A 15,229-nucleotide genomic window follows, 5' to 3' on the forward strand; every position below is an offset into this window, starting at 1 on the left:
GGTCCGGCCACGCCGTACGCGGGCCCGGAACCCGGGCCCCTCACCAGGAGCCGAAGACGGTCTCCCCGTTGGCGCTGATGGCGGTGGCGAGGTCGGTGAGGTCGGCCGCCTTGACCTCGGCGAGGCAGCGCAACGTGAGCGGGATGAGGTAGGGAGCGTTGGGCTTCCCCCGGTGGGGGGTGGGCGGCAGGTAGGGGGCGTCGGTCTCGACGAGGATCAGCTCCCTCGGCGCGACCCGCGCGGCCTCGCGGAGGTAGGCGGCGTTCTTGTAGGTGACCGGACCGGAGAACGACATGAAGTATCCGGCGGCGACACACCGCTTCGCCATCTCGGCGTCACCGGAGAAGCTGTGGAACACCACGACCTCGGGGGCGCCCTCCTCTGCCAGCACGCGCAGCACGTCGTCGTGGGCCTCGCGGTCGTGGATCACCAGGGCCTTGCCGGTCCGCTTGGCGATCTCGATGTGCGCGCGGAAGCTGGCGTGCTGGTCGTCCTTGGAAGCCCAGTCGCGGTAGTAGTCGAGACCGGTCTCCCCCACCGCCCTGACGTGCGGCAGGCCGGCCAGCCGCTCGATCTCCGCGAGGGTCTCCGGCGTCGAGGCGTGCGCCTCGTTGGGGTGGATGGCCACCCCGGCGTAGACGTCCGCGTGCAGGGCGGCCGTCTCTGCGTTCCAGCGCGAGGACGGCAGGTCGTAGCCGATCGTGACGAGCCGCGTCACGCCGACGGCGCGGGCCTCGTCGAGGATGCCCTCGACGCTCGTCCGGGCCGCCTGCGCGGCCTGCGCGACCGGGTCTCCCGAGGACGCCTGGCGGTTGCCCACCATGATGTCCAGGTGGCAGTGGCTGTCGAACACCTCTGCCGGCAGGGGTCTGGGTGCGTCGGGAAGCTTCGGCGTGCTCACGGCGTCCAACCTACCGAGAAGCCGGTGCGGCCCGCGCCCGGCGCCGGGCGCGGGCCGCGAAAGCCCTGAGCGCGAGCCCTGAGCGAAAGCCCTGAGCGAAAGCCGCGAATCGCGAGCCGTGGAGAGCCCTGAGCGCGGCCCGCAGGTCCCCAAGAGCCCCTGAGCGCGGGTCGCGAGTCGCGGAGAGCCCGTCCTACTCGCCCAGACGGGCCAGCTCCTCCTCGACGATCTTCGGGTCGAGCTTCACGAACAGCGGGGTCGGCGGGGCGAGCGGGGAACCCACCCGGATCGGGGACGACTCCCAGCGCGCGGCGCCGTCGTAGGAGCCGGTGATGATCGGGTACGTCCTGCCGTCGTCGTCGGTGACCTCCTGGATCTCCGGCATGCCCGACCAGACGCAGGTGCCGCCGAGCATCGCGTAGATCTTGTTGGAGGAGTTGGGCAGGACCGGGGTGAGCAGCGTCTTGGCGTCGTCGACGACCTGCAGGGCGACGTGCAGGATGGTCTTCACCCGCGCGGGGTCGTCCTTGATCTTCCAGGGCTCCTGCTCGGCCAGGTAGCGGTTGGCCTCGCGGATGACCTCGAACGCCTCGTTCGTCGCGTTCTTGAAGCGGCAGTGCTGGAACTCGGCGGCGACCTTCGGGAAGGCCGCGCGGCTGCGCTCCAGCATCGCGCGGTCGGCGTCGCTGAGCTCGCCCGCCTCGGGGATGACCCCGAAGTTCTTGGCGGCCATCGAGATCGAGCGGTTCACCAGGTTGCCCCAGGCCGCCACCAGCTCGCCGTTGTTGCGGTTGAGGAACTCCGACCAGGTGAAGTCGGTGTCCTGGTTCTCCGGGCCCGCCACGGCGATGTAGTAGCGCAGCGCGTCGGCGTCGTAGCGCTCCAGGAAGTCGCGCACGTAGATGACCACCGAGCGGGAGGAGGAGAACTTGCGCCCCTCCATGGTCAGGAACTCGCTGGAGACGACCTCGGCCGGCAGGTTCAGCGCGCCGAGGGAACCGGGCTCGCCGTCACGGGCCCCCTGGCCGTTGTAGCCGAGCAGCATCGCCGGCCAGATCTCCGCGTGGAAGACGATGTTGTCCTTGCCCATGAAGTAGTAGCCGAGGGCCTCGGGGTCCTGCCACCACTGGCGCCAGGCCTCGGGGTCGCCGGAGCGGCGGGCCCACTCGATGGAGGCGCTGAGATAGCCGATGACCGCGTCGAACCAGACGTAGAGCCGCTTGTTGGCCTGGTCGCTCCAGCCCTCCAGCGGGATCGGCACGCCCCAGTCGAGGTCGCGGCTGATCGCGCGGGGGTGCATGTCGCCGAGCATGTTGAGGGCGAACTTCAGCACGTTGGGCCGCCAGTCGCCCTCCTTGGAGGACAGCCACGACGCCAGGACCTCGGCGAACGCGGGCAGGTCGAGCATGAAGTGCTCGGTCTCCACGAAGATCGGGGTCTCGCCGTTGACCTTGCTCACCGGGTTGATCAGCTGGATCGGGTCGAGCTGGTTGCCGCAGTTGTCGCACTGGTCGCCACGGGCGCTCTCGTAGCCGCAGATCGGGCAGGTGCCCTCGATGTAGCGGTCGGGCAGGGTGCGCCCGGTGGAGGGCGAGATCGCACCCATCGTGGTCTGGGGGAAGATATATCCGTTGGCGTGGAGTCCCTTGAAGATCTCCTGGGTGACCGCGTAGTGGTTTTCCGTGGTGGTCCGGGTGAACAGGTCGTAGGAGAGCCCCAGCGCCTGGAGGTCCTCGACGATCACTCTGTTGTAGCGGTCGGCGAGCTCGCGGGCGGTGAGGCCCTCCTTGTCGGCCTGGACCTGGATCGGGGTGCCGTGCTCGTCGGTCCCGCTCACCATGAGGACCTTGTTGCCCGCCATCCGCTGGTAGCGGCTGAAGACGTCGGACGGCACGCCGAATCCGGAGACGTGCCCGATGTGGCGGGGGCCGTTGGCATATGGCCAGGCGACCGCGGTCAGGATGTGCTGGGACATGGTGCAAGCCTAAGGGACGCGGCCTCGGGCCTTGGTGCTGTCGTGGTTCTCCGCGGTCTTCGACTTTCCGGGAGCTTTCCCGAAGCCGCCGTGACGCTCCACGGCGGCCACGACGGGGCCCCTGGCGCCCACGGCGACCGCGGGGATCGCCGTACACCCCACGACGGCCACACCGCCGCCACCGCCACCGCTCACGGCGATCGCGGGACCGCCGTGACGCTCCACGGCGATCCCCGCGACGCCGCCACCGTGGTACTCGCGGCAGCCAGTGGCGCTCTTGGCAGGCGCGGTGGCGCTTACGGCAGGCGCGGGGCCGCCGGCGTGACGTCGTCGGCGGGGACGTCCGCCGGGTCGCCGGCCGCGGCGCGGCTGACGGCCTCGGCGGCCTCCTCCGCCGCGGAGGCGGCCACGTCGATGGGCGTCTCCTTGGTACGGCGGATGCCGAGGATGCTGATGAACAGCGCGGCGAAGATCGTCTGGAAGCTCACGATCAGCGCGGTGGCCGAGGGCACGACGAGGCGCAGCGACTCCGACGGGATCAGCGGGCCGAAGCTGCGCGTCTGCCAGTGGACCAGGGAGGCGACCAGGCCGCCCAGGCCGCCCAGGGCGAGCAGTCCGCCGACGATCAGGCCCTTCTCCAGGCTCACGATGTCGACGAGCTTGCGCACCCTCCTGTCTTCCGGCAGGAAGCCCTCCTCGGCGGCGTACACCTTGGTGAACAGGGCGAACAGCGACGCCTGGAAGCCGATCACCACCATGGCCGAGGCGCCGACCAGGGTGTCGACGTCGAAGGCGAGCTTGCCGATGTAGACCGGGCCGAAGGTGAGGGCGGCGCCCGCGACCAGGCCGAGGGTCATCAGGACCAGGCCGGGGATGAAGAACAGCCAGCGCGGGCTGTAGAGCATCAGGAAGCGCAGGTGGCGCCAGCCGTCGCGCCAGGAGCGCAGGTGCGGCGGCCGGGAGCGGCCGTCGGGCGACAGCGTGGTGGGCACCTCGCGCACGTCCAGCCCGGACAGGGTCGAGCGGACCACCATCTCGCTGGCGAACTCCATGCCGCCGGTCTGCAGGCCGAGCTTGAGGATGGAGTCGCGCCGGAAGCCCCGCAGGCCGCAGTGGAAGTCGCCGATCGCGCTGGGGAAGAACAGGCGGCCGATGAAGGAGAGCACCGGGTTGCCCAGGTAGCGGTGGAGCGGGGGCATGGCGCCCGGCGCGATGCCGCCCTTGAACCGGTTGCCCATCACCAGGTCGGCGCCGTCACGGAGCTGCTCGACGAACGGCAGCAGCGCCGTGAAGTCGTAGGAGTCGTCCGCGTCGCCCATGATGACGTAGCGGCCGCGCGCCGCGCGGATGCCGCCCATCAGGGCGTTGCCGTATCCCTTGGCGTCGACGTGCACGACCCGGGCTCCGGCCTCGCGTGCGAGTTGCTGCGAGCCGTCCGTGCTGCCGTTGTCGGCGATCAGGACTTCCCCGTCGATCCCGTGCTCCCGCATGCAGGCGAGCGCCTTGCGTACGCAGGTCTCCACGGTCTCCGCCTCGTTCAAGCAAGGCATGACCACGGTCAGTTCCACGTCTCAACCCTTCACTCACTGCACAAGCCAATCTCACCATGATGCCCTCTGCAGTCCCCTGCCCGGGTCAACTCCCCGAAACGGCTGGCATCCTGTAATGCATGGTGACCGTCGTCGACCGCCCTCGCCCGGACGCGCCTCCGCCCGCCCGGGGCACTCGCCTGCGGGCGTTCCTCCACCGGCACCGCCTCTTCGTGGCCGCCCTCGCGCTGGCCTTCCTGCTGCGTGTGATCACCATGCTCGGCTACGGCCCCGCCCTGTGGTTCAACGACTCCTACGAGTACGTCTCGGGGGCGGTGAACCCCGATCGGCCCAGTGCCCTGCGGCCGAACGGTTACTCCTTTCTGCTCCTGCTGCTGAAGCCGCTGCACAGCTTCGGCCTGGTGGCCTTCGTCCAGCACCTGATGGGCCTGGGCGTCGCGGTGCTGATCTACTCCCTGCTGCGCGTCAGGTTCCGGCTGCCCGGCTGGGGGGCGACCCTGGCCGCGCTGCCGGTGCTGTTCGACGCGTACCAGATCCAGCTCGAACACCTGGTCATGTCCGACGCGATGTTCGTGCTGCTGGTGGTGGGGGTGATCACGCTGGTGCTCTGGCACCGGCGGATGTCCTGGCGGCTCGGCGCGGTGATCGGGCTGCTGCTCGCCCTCACCGCGCTCACCCGGTCGATCGGCCTGCCGATCCTCCTGCTGGTCGTGGTCTACCTGCTGGTCAAGCGCACGGCCTGGAAGACGATCGCGGCGATGATCACCGCGTGCGCCCTCCCGGTGATCGGCTACATGGCCTGGTTCGCCTCGGCGCACGGCAACTTCGCGATGACCAACAGCGACGGCGCGATCCTCTACATGCGGACCTCGCTCTTCGCCGACTGCACGAAGATGAGGATCGATCCGCGCGAGGAGCTGGAGCTGGCGCTGCTGTGCATCAGCGAGCCGCCGAGCGAGCGCCACTTCTCCGGGCAGAAATACCTCTGGTGGGCGCAGAACGGCCAGCGCTTCCACGCCTTCGGGGTGGGCAGCACGTTCACCCCGGAGATGAACAAGACCGCGAGCGCGTTCGCCCAGCGGGCCATCCTGTCCCAGCCGCTCGACTATCTCGGCTTCGTGGCCGGCGACTTCCTGCGCGCCTTCCACTGGGGCCGGCCGCGCTTCCCCGACGCCCTGACCTACCTGCAGTACGAGTTCCCGCCGACGACCAAGGTCCTGCCCGCCTGGTCGTCGTACCGGGGCAGCACCGACACCGACGCGCGCAAGTACGACCCAGGCCTGCGGGTCGCGCGGCTCCAGGACAAGCAGCGCGTGATCGGAACCGACCTCAGCGCCCCGTGGGCCGGTTTCATGCAGGCCTACCAGCGGGTCGTCCGGCTGCCCGGCATCGTGCTCGGCGTGCTGCTGCTGATCGGGCTGGCCGGGGTCGCGGCGCGCTGGCGCAGGCTGGGCGGGGCGGTGCTGCTGCCGTGGCTGGCCTCGTTCGGGCTCATCCTGGCCCCGGCGGCGACGGCCGAGTTCGACTACCGCTACCTGCTGCCCGCGGTGCCGCTGGCGTGCCTGGCGGCGGCGATCTCGCTGCGCCACGGGTTCTCCGGGCCCGCCACGGCCAGGCCCGCCGCCGTCACCCCCGGGGATGTCGCCTCCGGTGGCGCCACCCCCGGCGACGCCGTGCCCGTCGGCGTCGCGGGCGATCCGGCCGGGAGCGATCCCGCCACGACCGGCCCGATCGTGATCGGCCCCGCCGTGCCGCCGCCCGCTCCCGTCACACCCGGCCCCGTCGAGCCCGGCCCCGTCACACCCAGCTCCGGAACAGCATCCGCGCCCACCACTCGGAGTGCGGGATGAGCTCGGCGACCAGCACCGGGTAGAGCCATCCGAGGTTGATCAGCGCGAGGAGCGTGAAGGCCCCGACGACCGCGGCCCCCACCGCCCTGCGGTTGGGCGCGGCGTCCGCCCGCCCGATGATCAGCCCCGCGGCCAGGGTGAGCGCGAGGATCATGAAGGGGAGCATCGTGATCGCGTAGAACAGGTACATGGTCCGGTTGTCGGCGAGGGCGTAGTAGAACCAGGGGAGCCAGCCGGCGGCGTAGCCGACGAGCACGGTCCCGGCGCGCCAGTCGCGGGTGGCGACGTACCAGGCGACCATGGCGACGAGGGCCGCGAGACCCCCGTACCAGATGACCGGGGTGCCGACCCCGAGGACCGCCTCGGCGCAGCTGTCGGCGCCGCACCCGGTCTTGTCCGCCGGGTAGTGGAACGCCACCGGGCGGGACAGGAGGGGCCAGGTCCAGGGGGCCGACTGGTAGGTGTGCCCGCTGCTCAGCCCGGTGTGGAAGCCGAGCACCTGCACCTGGTAGCTCAGCCACGACCGGAGCGAGTCGAAGACGAAGAACCCCGGGCCCTGCGAGGTCGCCTGCGCCCAGTTGCGGCCCCAGCCCAGCGGCGAGGCGAACCAGCCGGCCCAGGAGACGACGTAGACGATCACGGGCAGCAGGCCCAGCGTCAGCACGCCACCGGTCAGGTCCCTGTTCAGCGTCCCTACGTACGGCTTGCGCAGGCCGATCGCGCGGCGGGCGCCCGCGTCCCAGACCAGGGACATCACCGCGAAGGCGACCAGGAAGAACACCCCCGACCACTTCACCGCGCAGGCCGCGCCCAGGCACAACCCGGCCGCGATCCGCCACGGCCGCAACCCCAGACCCGGCCCGAGGTCGCTCAGCGGCGAGGTCTCGTACCAGGTGACCAACCGATCCCGCACCCAGTCGCGGTCGACCACCAGGCAGGCGAAACCCGCCAGCACCCAGAACATCAGGAAGATGTCCAGCAAAGCCGTCCGCGACAACACGAGGTGCAGGCCGTCGAGGGCGAGCAGCAGACCGGCCAGGCAGCCCAGCATGGTCGAGCGGGTCATCCGGCGCGCCACCCGGGCCAGGATCAGGATCGACAACACCCCGACCACCGCCGCGCCGAACCGCCACCCGAAGGGCGTCATGCCGAAGATCTGCTCGCCCACGCCGACCATCCACTTGCCCAGCGGCGGGTGGGCCACGTAGAGCGGGCAGGGATCGGCCTCCGGCGGCGTGCACTTGACCAGGAAGTCGGTCTTCCCCGCGATGATCATCCGATCGGCGACCGGGTCCTCCACGGTGCCGAGCGAGGCCCGCTCCACCCCGTAGTTGATCAGCGCCCAGGCGTCCTTGGCGTAGTACGTCTCGTCGAACACGACCGCGTGCGGCCGTCCGAGATCGACGAACCGCAGGACCCCTCCGAACACCGCGACCAGCAGCGGTCCCAGCCAGCCCCAGGCAACGCTTCCCTGCATGGGAGGCAAGAGGCGATCCCGTATTAATCCCATTCGGGCAATTATGGTGATAAATCAGCTTCGATGGACAGCGTCATAAAGATCGCGTTTGGGGATTCCCGCCGCCTTCGCCACGTCCATGATCGCCTGCTTCCTCGGCACCCCCGTCTCCTCCCGGCGGGCCACCTCGCCGACCAGGTCCCCGATCACCGGCGGCAGGGTCTGCCCGGCGTATCCCGCGACGACGACGGTGATCTCCCCCTTGACGCCCCCGGCCGCCCACTCGGCCAGCTCCCCGAGGCCGCCTCGCCGCACCTCCTCGTAAGTCTTGGTGAGCTCCCGGCAGACCGCGGCCCGGCGGTCGGCGCCGAACGCCTCCGCCATCGCCGCGAGCGCGACGTGCAGCCGGTGTGGCGCCTCGAAGAAGACCATGGTGCGCTCCTCCTCCGCGAGGGCGGAGAGCCTGCGGGAGCGCTCACCGGCCTTGCGCGGCGGGAAGCCCTCGAAGCAGAAGCGGTCGCTGGGCAGCCCGGAGACGGCGAGCGCCGTGGTCACCGCGGACGGCCCCGGCAGCGAGGTGACCCTGATCCCCGCCTCGACCGCCAGGTGGGTGAGGCGGTAGCCGGGGTCGGAGACGCCCGGCATGCCCGCGTCGGTGATGACCAGCACGGTCTTGCCGTCCTGGAGGGCCTGGAGGAGCTCGGCGGCCCGCCCGGCCTCGTTGGCGTCGTAGTAGGAGACGACCCGGCCGCCGATCTCCGCGCCCAGCTCCCCCGCCAGGCGGCGCAGCCTGCGGGTGTCCTCCGCCGCGACGACGTCGGCACTCTCCAGCGCCTGCCGCAGCCGGGGCGAGGCGTCGCCCACCTGCCCGATCGGAGCCCCTGCCAGCACAAGCCTGCCGTTGTCCGTCACCGTTCCATCCTCCCGCATTCCGGATGACCCCCAGCCTGGGGAGAAGTTCGCGAATTGGGCATCTGGCAGATTTTTCCTGGGCTGGGGGTGGTGGGGGGACCGTACGATGTCCGGGTGGCCGTGACCGACTTCACCAACCAGGCACCGAAGCAGCCGGAGCCCCAGGAGCCCCAGCCGCCCGGCGGGACGAGGGGCTCGGCGCGCGACCGGCTGGTGCCGCCGATGCCCGCCGGCGCCCTGTGGGGCTGGCTGGGCCCGCTGCTGGTCGCGGCGTTCGGGGCGATCCTGCGCTTCACGAACCTCGGTCACCCGCGCGCGGTCATGTTCGACGAGACGTACTACGCCAAGGACGCCTCGGCGCTGCTCACCTTCGGCGCCGAGCACAACGTCGTCAAGGACGCCGACAAGATCCTGATGGGCGGCGGCACCGAGATCTGGCAGAAGTGCGCGCCCGCCGAGATCGACAAGTGCGCCTCCTACGTGGTCCACCCGCCGCTGGGCAAGTGGATGATCGGCGTGGGCGAGCAGATCTTCGGCATGACGCCCTTCGGGTGGCGGTTCGCCGGGGCGGTGGTCGGGGTGCTGTCGATCCTGATCCTGGCCCGGGTGGCGCGCCGGATGACCCGCTCGACCATGCTGGGCTGCCTGGCCGGTCTGCTGCTCGCCCTCGACGGGCTCCACTTCGTGTTGTCGCGGACGGCTTTGCTGGACATCTTCCTGATGTTCTGGGTGCTGGCGGGTTTCGCCTGCCTGGTGGTCGACCGCGACTGGGTGCGGGATCGGTTGGTCACCTGGTACGAGACCTCGCCGCTGAGCGACCTCGGGCCGGGTCTGGGGTTGCGGCCGTGGCGGATCGCGGCCGGGTTGTGCCTGGGCGCGGCCTGCGCGGTGAAGTGGTCGGGGGTCTTCTTCCTGGTCGCCTTCGCGGTGATGTCCCTGCTCTGGGACGCGGGAGCCCGCCGCGCGATCGGCCTGCGCAAGCCGTACGCCGGGGTCTTCGGCAAGGACCTGACCGGCGCGCTGGGCGCCATGGCCCTGCTGCCCGCGTTCACCTACATCGCCTCCTGGGCCGGTTGGTTCGCCTCGGCCGGCGGCTGGGGCCGCAACTGGGCGCAGGCGACCTCGCAGGGCCCGGGGTTCTTCGTCTTCGACTCGCTCCGGTCGTGGCTGAGCTACCACTTCCAGGTCCTCGGCTTCCACACCGGGCTGGCGACCCCGCACAACTACGAGTCCGACCCCTGGACCTGGCCGCTGCTGCTGCGCCCGGTGGCGTTCTTCTACGAGAGCCCCAAGGGCGCCTGCGGCGCCGACAGCTGCTCGCAGGCGGTTCTCGGGGTCGGCACCCCGGTCATCTGGTACGGGGGCCTGGCCGCGCTCGTCGCCATGGTCGCCTGGTACGTCGCCACCCGCGACTGGCGCGCCGGAGCCGTGCTCCTCGCCTACGCCGCCGGCTGGCTCCCCTGGTTCTACTGGGCGATCGCCGACAACCGGACCATGTTCCTGTTCTACGCGATCCCCATGGTCCCCTTCATGATCCTCGCGATCGTGCTCGCGGCCGGGCTGATCATCGGCCCGGCGAGCGCCCCGCAGGGACGCCGGATCGTCGGCGCCGCGGTCGTGGGCGCCTTCGCCCTGCTCGCGCTCGTCAACTTCTGGTGGCTCTACCCGGTGCTCACCGCCGAGATCGTCCCGTACGCCGAGTGGAGTTCACGAATGCTTTTCAAGAAGGGCTGGATCTGAGCGTCCGCATATGAGCCACTTAGAAGACATTTCCTAGGGTAGGCACCGTGCAGGATCCATTACGCCACGTCCATCGTCAGAGCAGGCCCGCATACGGCAGACTTCGAAGCATGCCTGCACCGGACGTGGCCGCACTCCTGTCGGAGCTGGAGCGTTCCGAGCCCGCCTCCGCCGAGCACGCCCGCAGCGCGATCGACTGGCTGACCGGCGGCGAGCCACTGGAAACGATCACCGAGCTCAACGTGTGCGAGTTCCTCTGGTACACCCTGCCCTCCAAGGTCACCGGAGACCGCCCGGCGATCGCCCGCGCGCTGGGCCGGTTGCTGCGGCTGGGCGGCCTGGAGCGCTACGCCGCCCTGTGCTCGTCGTCCACGACGACCCAGATCCTGCGCACCTACGCCCGGCTGGGCGAGGACGCCGGGATGGCCGCGTACCAGACCGCCCTGGACGCGACGGGCGTGCTTCCGCCCGACGTGCCCGAGCTGCGGTGGAGCTCGATCATGGGCCCCGAGGAGCTGGGCGCGCACGGCGCCTGCTCGGCCGCGCTGGAGCTGGCCATCGTCTCCGGTGAGCTCGTCCCCGGCCCCGTGGAGCGGCAGAAGCTCACCAGCCACTGGCTCACCACGCCCCGGCCCGAGCTGGGCGGCGACAACTGGCTGCACCGGGTCCAGGGCGAGCGGCTCAACCGCTGGGTCCTCGGCCGGGGCACCGCCTGGCGCGAGCTCGCCCAGCCCTTCGAGGTACGGCTGCACGCGCCCATCCCCGCGCCGGACGAGGCCCACCTGGGCGCGCTGCGCTGGCTGCTGACCGTGGGCCGCCGCCCGGAGGGCATCCCGCTGACCCAGCGGCACAACCTCGCCCGTTCCGTGCTCGCCGAGAGCACCTGGAGCGGCGCGGAGCTGGCGGCCGTCCGCGAGGTGGCCCAGGACCAGATGGGCGCGCTGCGCCGGGCCGGCAGGCGCCTGGTGACCACCCCGGCCGGTGAGCGCCTGCTCGGCGACGCCGACCTGCTCTGGGAGACCGCGGCCGCCGCCCTGCTCGCCCCCGCCTCGGGGGAGACCGGCTTCCGCGCCTCGGCCAGGGAGGTGGCGCTGATGCTGCTCGCCGACGGCGCCCCCGCCGACCGCGACCACGTCACCGCCGTGATCGACTGCGCGGAGTGGCAGACCGTGGAGGTCGACGCCTCGCTCACCGAGCTGGGCAGGCGCCTGGACGCCTTCGGCCTCCGCGTCGACGGCCGCCTCACCCTCGCGGGCCGTTCCGCCGCCCTCGCCGCCCTGCGCGGCCACGCCCTGCGCCCCCGCCAGTACGTCAACATGCCCTGAGACCCCTCCCCTCGCGCTTCTCCCGCCCCTCCCGTGTCCCCGTGCTCGAAACCGTGCGGTGACCAGGGAAAATATGGTCGGTGAAAGCCGACTATCTCTTTCCGGAGAGGGCAGTGGCAGCTAGTGCCCGAGCCCATCCCCGCTGACCGCGCCACAGCGGCGGCAACATCCCCGCCCGCCTCCGGCGTCCCGTCCGCGAAGGCGGCCACCCCGGCCACCTCGACCGGCCCGACCGGCCCGACCGGCCCGACCGGCCAGGCTTCATCGGCCGGACCGGTCGCCGAGCCCGTAGGTCCCGTGGTTCCCGCGGGGCCCGAGCCGATCCTGACCTCCGCGGGTCCCCTGATCCTGCCGGGCACCCCGCCCGCGGGGTCCGGCGCTCCCGCGAGCGGCGCCGCGCCCGCGGGCACGGCCACCGTGGCCTCCGACGCGGCCCCGCCGCCCCCGGGTGCCGCGACGAGCCTCCCGTTCGGCCGTCCGGGGCGCTCGATGAGCAACAACCCGTTCGTGTTCGGCTTCACCGCCGCCCTGGGCGTGCTCACCGCCTGGTGGCTGGTGCAGGCCGTGATGAGCGCGAGCTCGGTGCTGATCCTCATCGTCGTCTCGCTCTTCCTCGCCATCGGCCTGAACCCTGCCGTCGAGTTCCTCCAGCGGCGCAACGTCCCGCGTGTGGCGGCCATCACCGCCGTCTTCCTGGGCGTCATCCTCGTCTTCGTCGTCTTCGGCCTCGCCGTGGTGCCCCCGCTGACCACGCAGTCGGCCCAGTTCGTCGAACAGCTCCCGCAGTACGTCCAGGAGCTGCAGAACAACCCGATGATCCGCGACCTGGACCAGCGCTTCCAGCTGCTGGAGAAGCTCCAGACGTACGTGACGAGCGGCGACTTCGGCACCCAGATGTTCGGCGGCGTGCTCGGCATCGGGACGGTCCTCATCGGGGCGGTCTTCAACTCGCTGACGGTGCTGGTGCTGACGCTCTACTTCCTGGGCTCGCTGAAGTCGCTCAAGCGGATGGCCTACCGCCTCGTCCCCCGGACCCGCCGGACCCGCGCGACCCTGCTCGGCGACCAGATCATCGACAGCATCGGCGGCTACGTCGCCGGGAACCTGATCATCTCGCTCATCGCCGGTGTGACGACCTTCTTCTTCCTGAGCATCATGCAGGTCCCGTACGCCCTGGCGCTCGCCCTGATCGTGGCGCTCACCGACCTCATCCCGCTGGTCGGCGCCTTCATCGGCGCGGGGGTCGCCTCCCTGGTGGGGTTCTTCGTCTCCCCGACCGTCGGCATCGTCTGCCTCATCTTCTTCACGATCTACCAGCAGATCGAGAACTACTGGATCGCCCCGGCCGTGATGAAGAGCTCGGTCGACGTGCCGCCGCTCGCCACGATCGTCGGCGCCCTGCTGGGCGGCGCGCTGCTCGGCGTGGTGGGCGCGCTGCTGGGCATCCCGATGGCCGCGGCCATCCTGCTCATCGTGCGGGAGGTGGTCATGCCCCGCCAGGAACGGGCCTGACCTTCACTACATCCGTACATATCGTCACAAAAAGATTTTTTCGCCTCTTCACCGCAAAAGCACAGAGATCACGACATTATGCGGTAAAAGATCACTTGTACTTACTGCCTCCCCTTGGGGTACACGTGAAGAAGCACCTTCGACTCCTCTCGGCCCAGCTGCTCGCCTCGGCGCTCGTCCTCACCGCCTTCTCCGGCCCGGCCCGCGCGGACACTCCCGACAGGGACCCCCAGCTCGCCGCCGAGTGGCAGACCGCCCGGGACACCTACAAGTTCTACAAGGACGTTCCGCCCCTGCCGGGGTCGGGACGGAGCCGGGCGAAGGACAGCGTCTCCATCACGATCAACGCCCCCCTCAAGAAGGTGTTCTCGGCGTACTCGAACATCAACAACCACCTGGGCATGCACTCGTTCCTGAAGCGGGTCGTCACCCACAAGAGCTGGACCCAGGCCGGTAAGCGCCACAACAACTTCACCGCGGTCGAGGAGATCCCGTACGAGGGCACGATCGTCACCAGCAACACGCACGCGCAGCAGCGCGTCGACCAGGACGACTACTACTACGAGACGGACACCTGGTCGCTGCCCAACGTCGTCACGCACCAGAAGATCGTCTTCAAGAAGCTGACCGCCGGGAAGACCCAGGTCACCGAGTACCTCACCTTCGACGCGGACACCACGCTGATCGACTTCGTCGTGGCGGGCGGCGTCTCCTCCCACGAGGCGACCCAGGCGGGCCTGAAGCAGGCCATCGAGAACGGCGACATCTGACCCACCCCGGCCGGGGCCCCACGCGCGCCCCGGCCGCCCCCCTCGCCGCGGGAGCCGGTTACCAGGCGAAGGTGGACTCCAGGTCGAGGACCCGGCCGGCGCGGGCCGACTCGTGGGCCTTGAGCATGATCTCCAGTGCGTGCCGGGCCACGTCGGCTCCCATCACCGGGGTCGCGGTGCCCGCCACCAGGTCGGCGAGGTGGTCGACCAGCAGGGCCCGGCGCAGCCTGTCGACCCGCTGCTGGGCGGCTTCCAGGTGGACCAGGTCGAGGTCGACCCAGCCGCTCAGTCCCCCGGCCGCGTCCAGCCGGAACAGGTCGATGCCGCGCCCGCCGTTCTGGTTGAGGTTGTTGGGCAGGTTGAGCGTGCCCGACCGGCCGAACACCTCCAGCCGGGGGCCCTTGGCGGCGTTGACGTTGAACGTCCCGTCGATCACCGCGAACGTGCCGCCGCCGAAGTCGAGCATGATCAGGGTGTTGTCGTCGGTGGTCACCGTGATCTCCTTGCCCGCGTACGGCCCCGAGCGGACCGTGCGGGTCGGCTCGGTGATCGCGGAGAAGGCGCTCACCCGCTTGGCGGGGCCGAGCAGGCCGAGCGCCTCGTGGATCCCGTACACGCCGACGTCCATGAGAGGCCCCGAGCCCTCCTGGTAGAACCAGGTCGGGTCGGTCGGCCAGTTCATCATCGAGGCCGGACCGCCGTGAGACGCGCGGATCTTGGCGAACGCCACCTTGCCGATGACGCCCTCGCGGATGAGCCGCGCGGCCTCGATCCGGGTGGGGTAGAGCATGTTGGGCGGGGAGCAGACCACCCGCAGGCCCCCGGCCTCGGCGGCCTCGATGATCGCGTCGGCGTCGGCCATGGTGGTGGCGAGCGGCTTCTCGGTCGCCAGGTGCTTTCCGGCCCGCAGGATCCGCAGCGAGGTCGCGCCGTGCGCCGGGATCGGGGTGAGGTTGAGCACCGCGTCGATGTCGGCGTCGGCCAGCATCGCGTCCAGCGACCCGTACACCTCCGCCGCGCCGAAGCGCTTGGCCGCGTCGGTGGCGCGTTCCTCCACCGGGTCGCAGAGCGCGACCAGGTCGACCTTGTCCTTGATGTGGTGCAGGTTGGGCAGGACGCCGTAGTCGACGGTCGCGATCGCGCCCACACCGAGCACTCCGAGCTTCAACACTGTGTGAATCCTTTCTTGGCGTACGGGGAGTACGGGGAGGGGGCGGCGGCCTGCCGGGCGGGAGGGT

Annotated in this window: 12 protein-coding genes; 5 read left to right on the forward strand and 7 right to left on the reverse strand. The window is 70.7% G+C overall.

Annotated features, from left to right (window positions below; translation table 11 throughout):
- Positions 1–40: 40 nt before the first annotated feature.
- From ACSC1Q_RS28480 to ACSC1Q_RS28495, 4 genes are all read right to left on the reverse strand, one after another.
- Positions 41–901, reverse strand: coding sequence for a TatD family hydrolase (locus tag ACSC1Q_RS28480; protein WP_436761752.1), 861 nt, complete (start codon positions 899–901; stop codon positions 41–43).
- Between the two features lie 193 nt (positions 902–1,094).
- Positions 1,095–2,876: a methionine--tRNA ligase gene (gene metG / locus ACSC1Q_RS28485; protein ID WP_436761753.1), complete on the reverse strand. Its 1,782-nt coding sequence runs from the start codon at positions 2,874–2,876 to the stop codon at positions 1,095–1,097.
- A 9-nt stretch (positions 2,877–2,885) separates the two neighbouring features.
- Positions 2,886–3,101, reverse strand: coding sequence for a hypothetical protein (locus ACSC1Q_RS28490; protein ID WP_436761754.1), 216 nt, complete (start codon positions 3,099–3,101; stop codon positions 2,886–2,888).
- 71 nt (positions 3,102–3,172) lie between these two features.
- Positions 3,173–4,444 (reverse strand): glycosyltransferase, encoded by a 1,272-nt coding sequence (locus ACSC1Q_RS28495; RefSeq protein WP_436761755.1) that lies wholly within the window; start codon positions 4,442–4,444, stop codon positions 3,173–3,175.
- A gap of 101 nt (positions 4,445–4,545) precedes the next feature.
- Here ACSC1Q_RS28495 and ACSC1Q_RS28500 point away from each other — a divergent pair, with 101 nt between their 5' ends.
- Positions 4,546–6,276, forward strand: a complete 1,731-nt coding sequence (locus ACSC1Q_RS28500; RefSeq protein ID WP_436761756.1) for a hypothetical protein — start codon at positions 4,546–4,548, stop codon at positions 6,274–6,276.
- Here ACSC1Q_RS28500 and ACSC1Q_RS28505 read toward each other — a convergent pair.
- Positions 6,224–7,753, reverse strand: a complete 1,530-nt coding sequence (locus tag ACSC1Q_RS28505) for a dolichyl-phosphate-mannose--protein mannosyltransferase (protein ID WP_436761757.1) — start codon at positions 7,751–7,753, stop codon at positions 6,224–6,226. The genes ACSC1Q_RS28500 and ACSC1Q_RS28505 overlap by 53 nt on opposite strands.
- A 54-nt stretch (positions 7,754–7,807) precedes the next feature.
- Positions 7,808–8,662, reverse strand: a complete 855-nt coding sequence (rsmI, locus tag ACSC1Q_RS28510; RefSeq protein WP_436761758.1) for a 16S rRNA (cytidine(1402)-2'-O)-methyltransferase — start codon at positions 8,660–8,662, stop codon at positions 7,808–7,810.
- 96 nt (positions 8,663–8,758) lie between these two features.
- On the opposite strand from rsmI, the gene ACSC1Q_RS28515 reads away from it, so the two are divergent.
- The 4 genes from ACSC1Q_RS28515 (at position 8,759) to ACSC1Q_RS28530 (ending at position 13,991) form a co-directional block, all read left to right on the forward strand.
- Entirely contained in the window at positions 8,759–10,384 is a 1,626-nt protein-coding gene (locus tag ACSC1Q_RS28515) for a dolichyl-phosphate-mannose--protein mannosyltransferase (protein ID WP_436761759.1), read from the forward strand.
- A gap of 110 nt (positions 10,385–10,494) precedes the next feature.
- Positions 10,495–11,709 (forward strand): hypothetical protein, encoded by a 1,215-nt coding sequence (locus ACSC1Q_RS28520; RefSeq protein ID WP_436761760.1) that lies wholly within the window; start codon positions 10,495–10,497, stop codon positions 11,707–11,709.
- Between the two features lie 123 nt (positions 11,710–11,832).
- Positions 11,833–13,221: an AI-2E family transporter gene (locus ACSC1Q_RS28525; protein WP_436761761.1), complete on the forward strand. Its 1,389-nt coding sequence runs from the start codon at positions 11,833–11,835 to the stop codon at positions 13,219–13,221.
- Positions 13,222–13,346: 125 nt separating this feature from the next.
- Positions 13,347–13,991: an SRPBCC family protein gene (locus ACSC1Q_RS28530; protein WP_436761762.1), complete on the forward strand. Its 645-nt coding sequence runs from the start codon at positions 13,347–13,349 to the stop codon at positions 13,989–13,991.
- Positions 13,992–14,049: 58 nt separating this feature from the next.
- On the opposite strand, the gene ACSC1Q_RS28535 is transcribed toward ACSC1Q_RS28530, so the two are convergent.
- Entirely contained in the window at positions 14,050–15,162 is a 1,113-nt protein-coding gene (locus tag ACSC1Q_RS28535) for a Gfo/Idh/MocA family protein (protein WP_436761763.1), read from the reverse strand.
- Positions 15,163–15,229 lie beyond the last annotated feature (67 nt).

The organism is Streptosporangium heterodermiicola, assembly GCF_051390675.1.
Classification (GTDB): Bacteria; Actinomycetota; Actinomycetes; order Streptosporangiales; family Streptosporangiaceae; genus Streptosporangium.

Bases quoted from the DNA above. Each gene is read 5' to 3' on its own strand.
- metG (WP_436761753.1), bottom strand. From the start codon at position 2,876: ATGTCCCAGCACATCCTGACCGCGGTCGCCTGGCCATATGCCAACGGC.
- ACSC1Q_RS28500 (WP_436761756.1), top strand. From the start codon at position 4,546: ATGGTGACCGTCGTCGACCGCCCTCGCCCGGACGCGCCTCCGCCCGCC.
- ACSC1Q_RS28505 (WP_436761757.1), bottom strand. From the start codon at position 7,753: ATGCAGGGAAGCGTTGCCTGGGGCTGGCTGGGACCGCTGCTGGTCGCG.
- rsmI (WP_436761758.1), bottom strand. From the start codon at position 8,662: ATGCGGGAGGATGGAACGGTGACGGACAACGGCAGGCTTGTGCTGGCA.
- ACSC1Q_RS28520 (WP_436761760.1), top strand. From the start codon at position 10,495: ATGCCTGCACCGGACGTGGCCGCACTCCTGTCGGAGCTGGAGCGTTCC.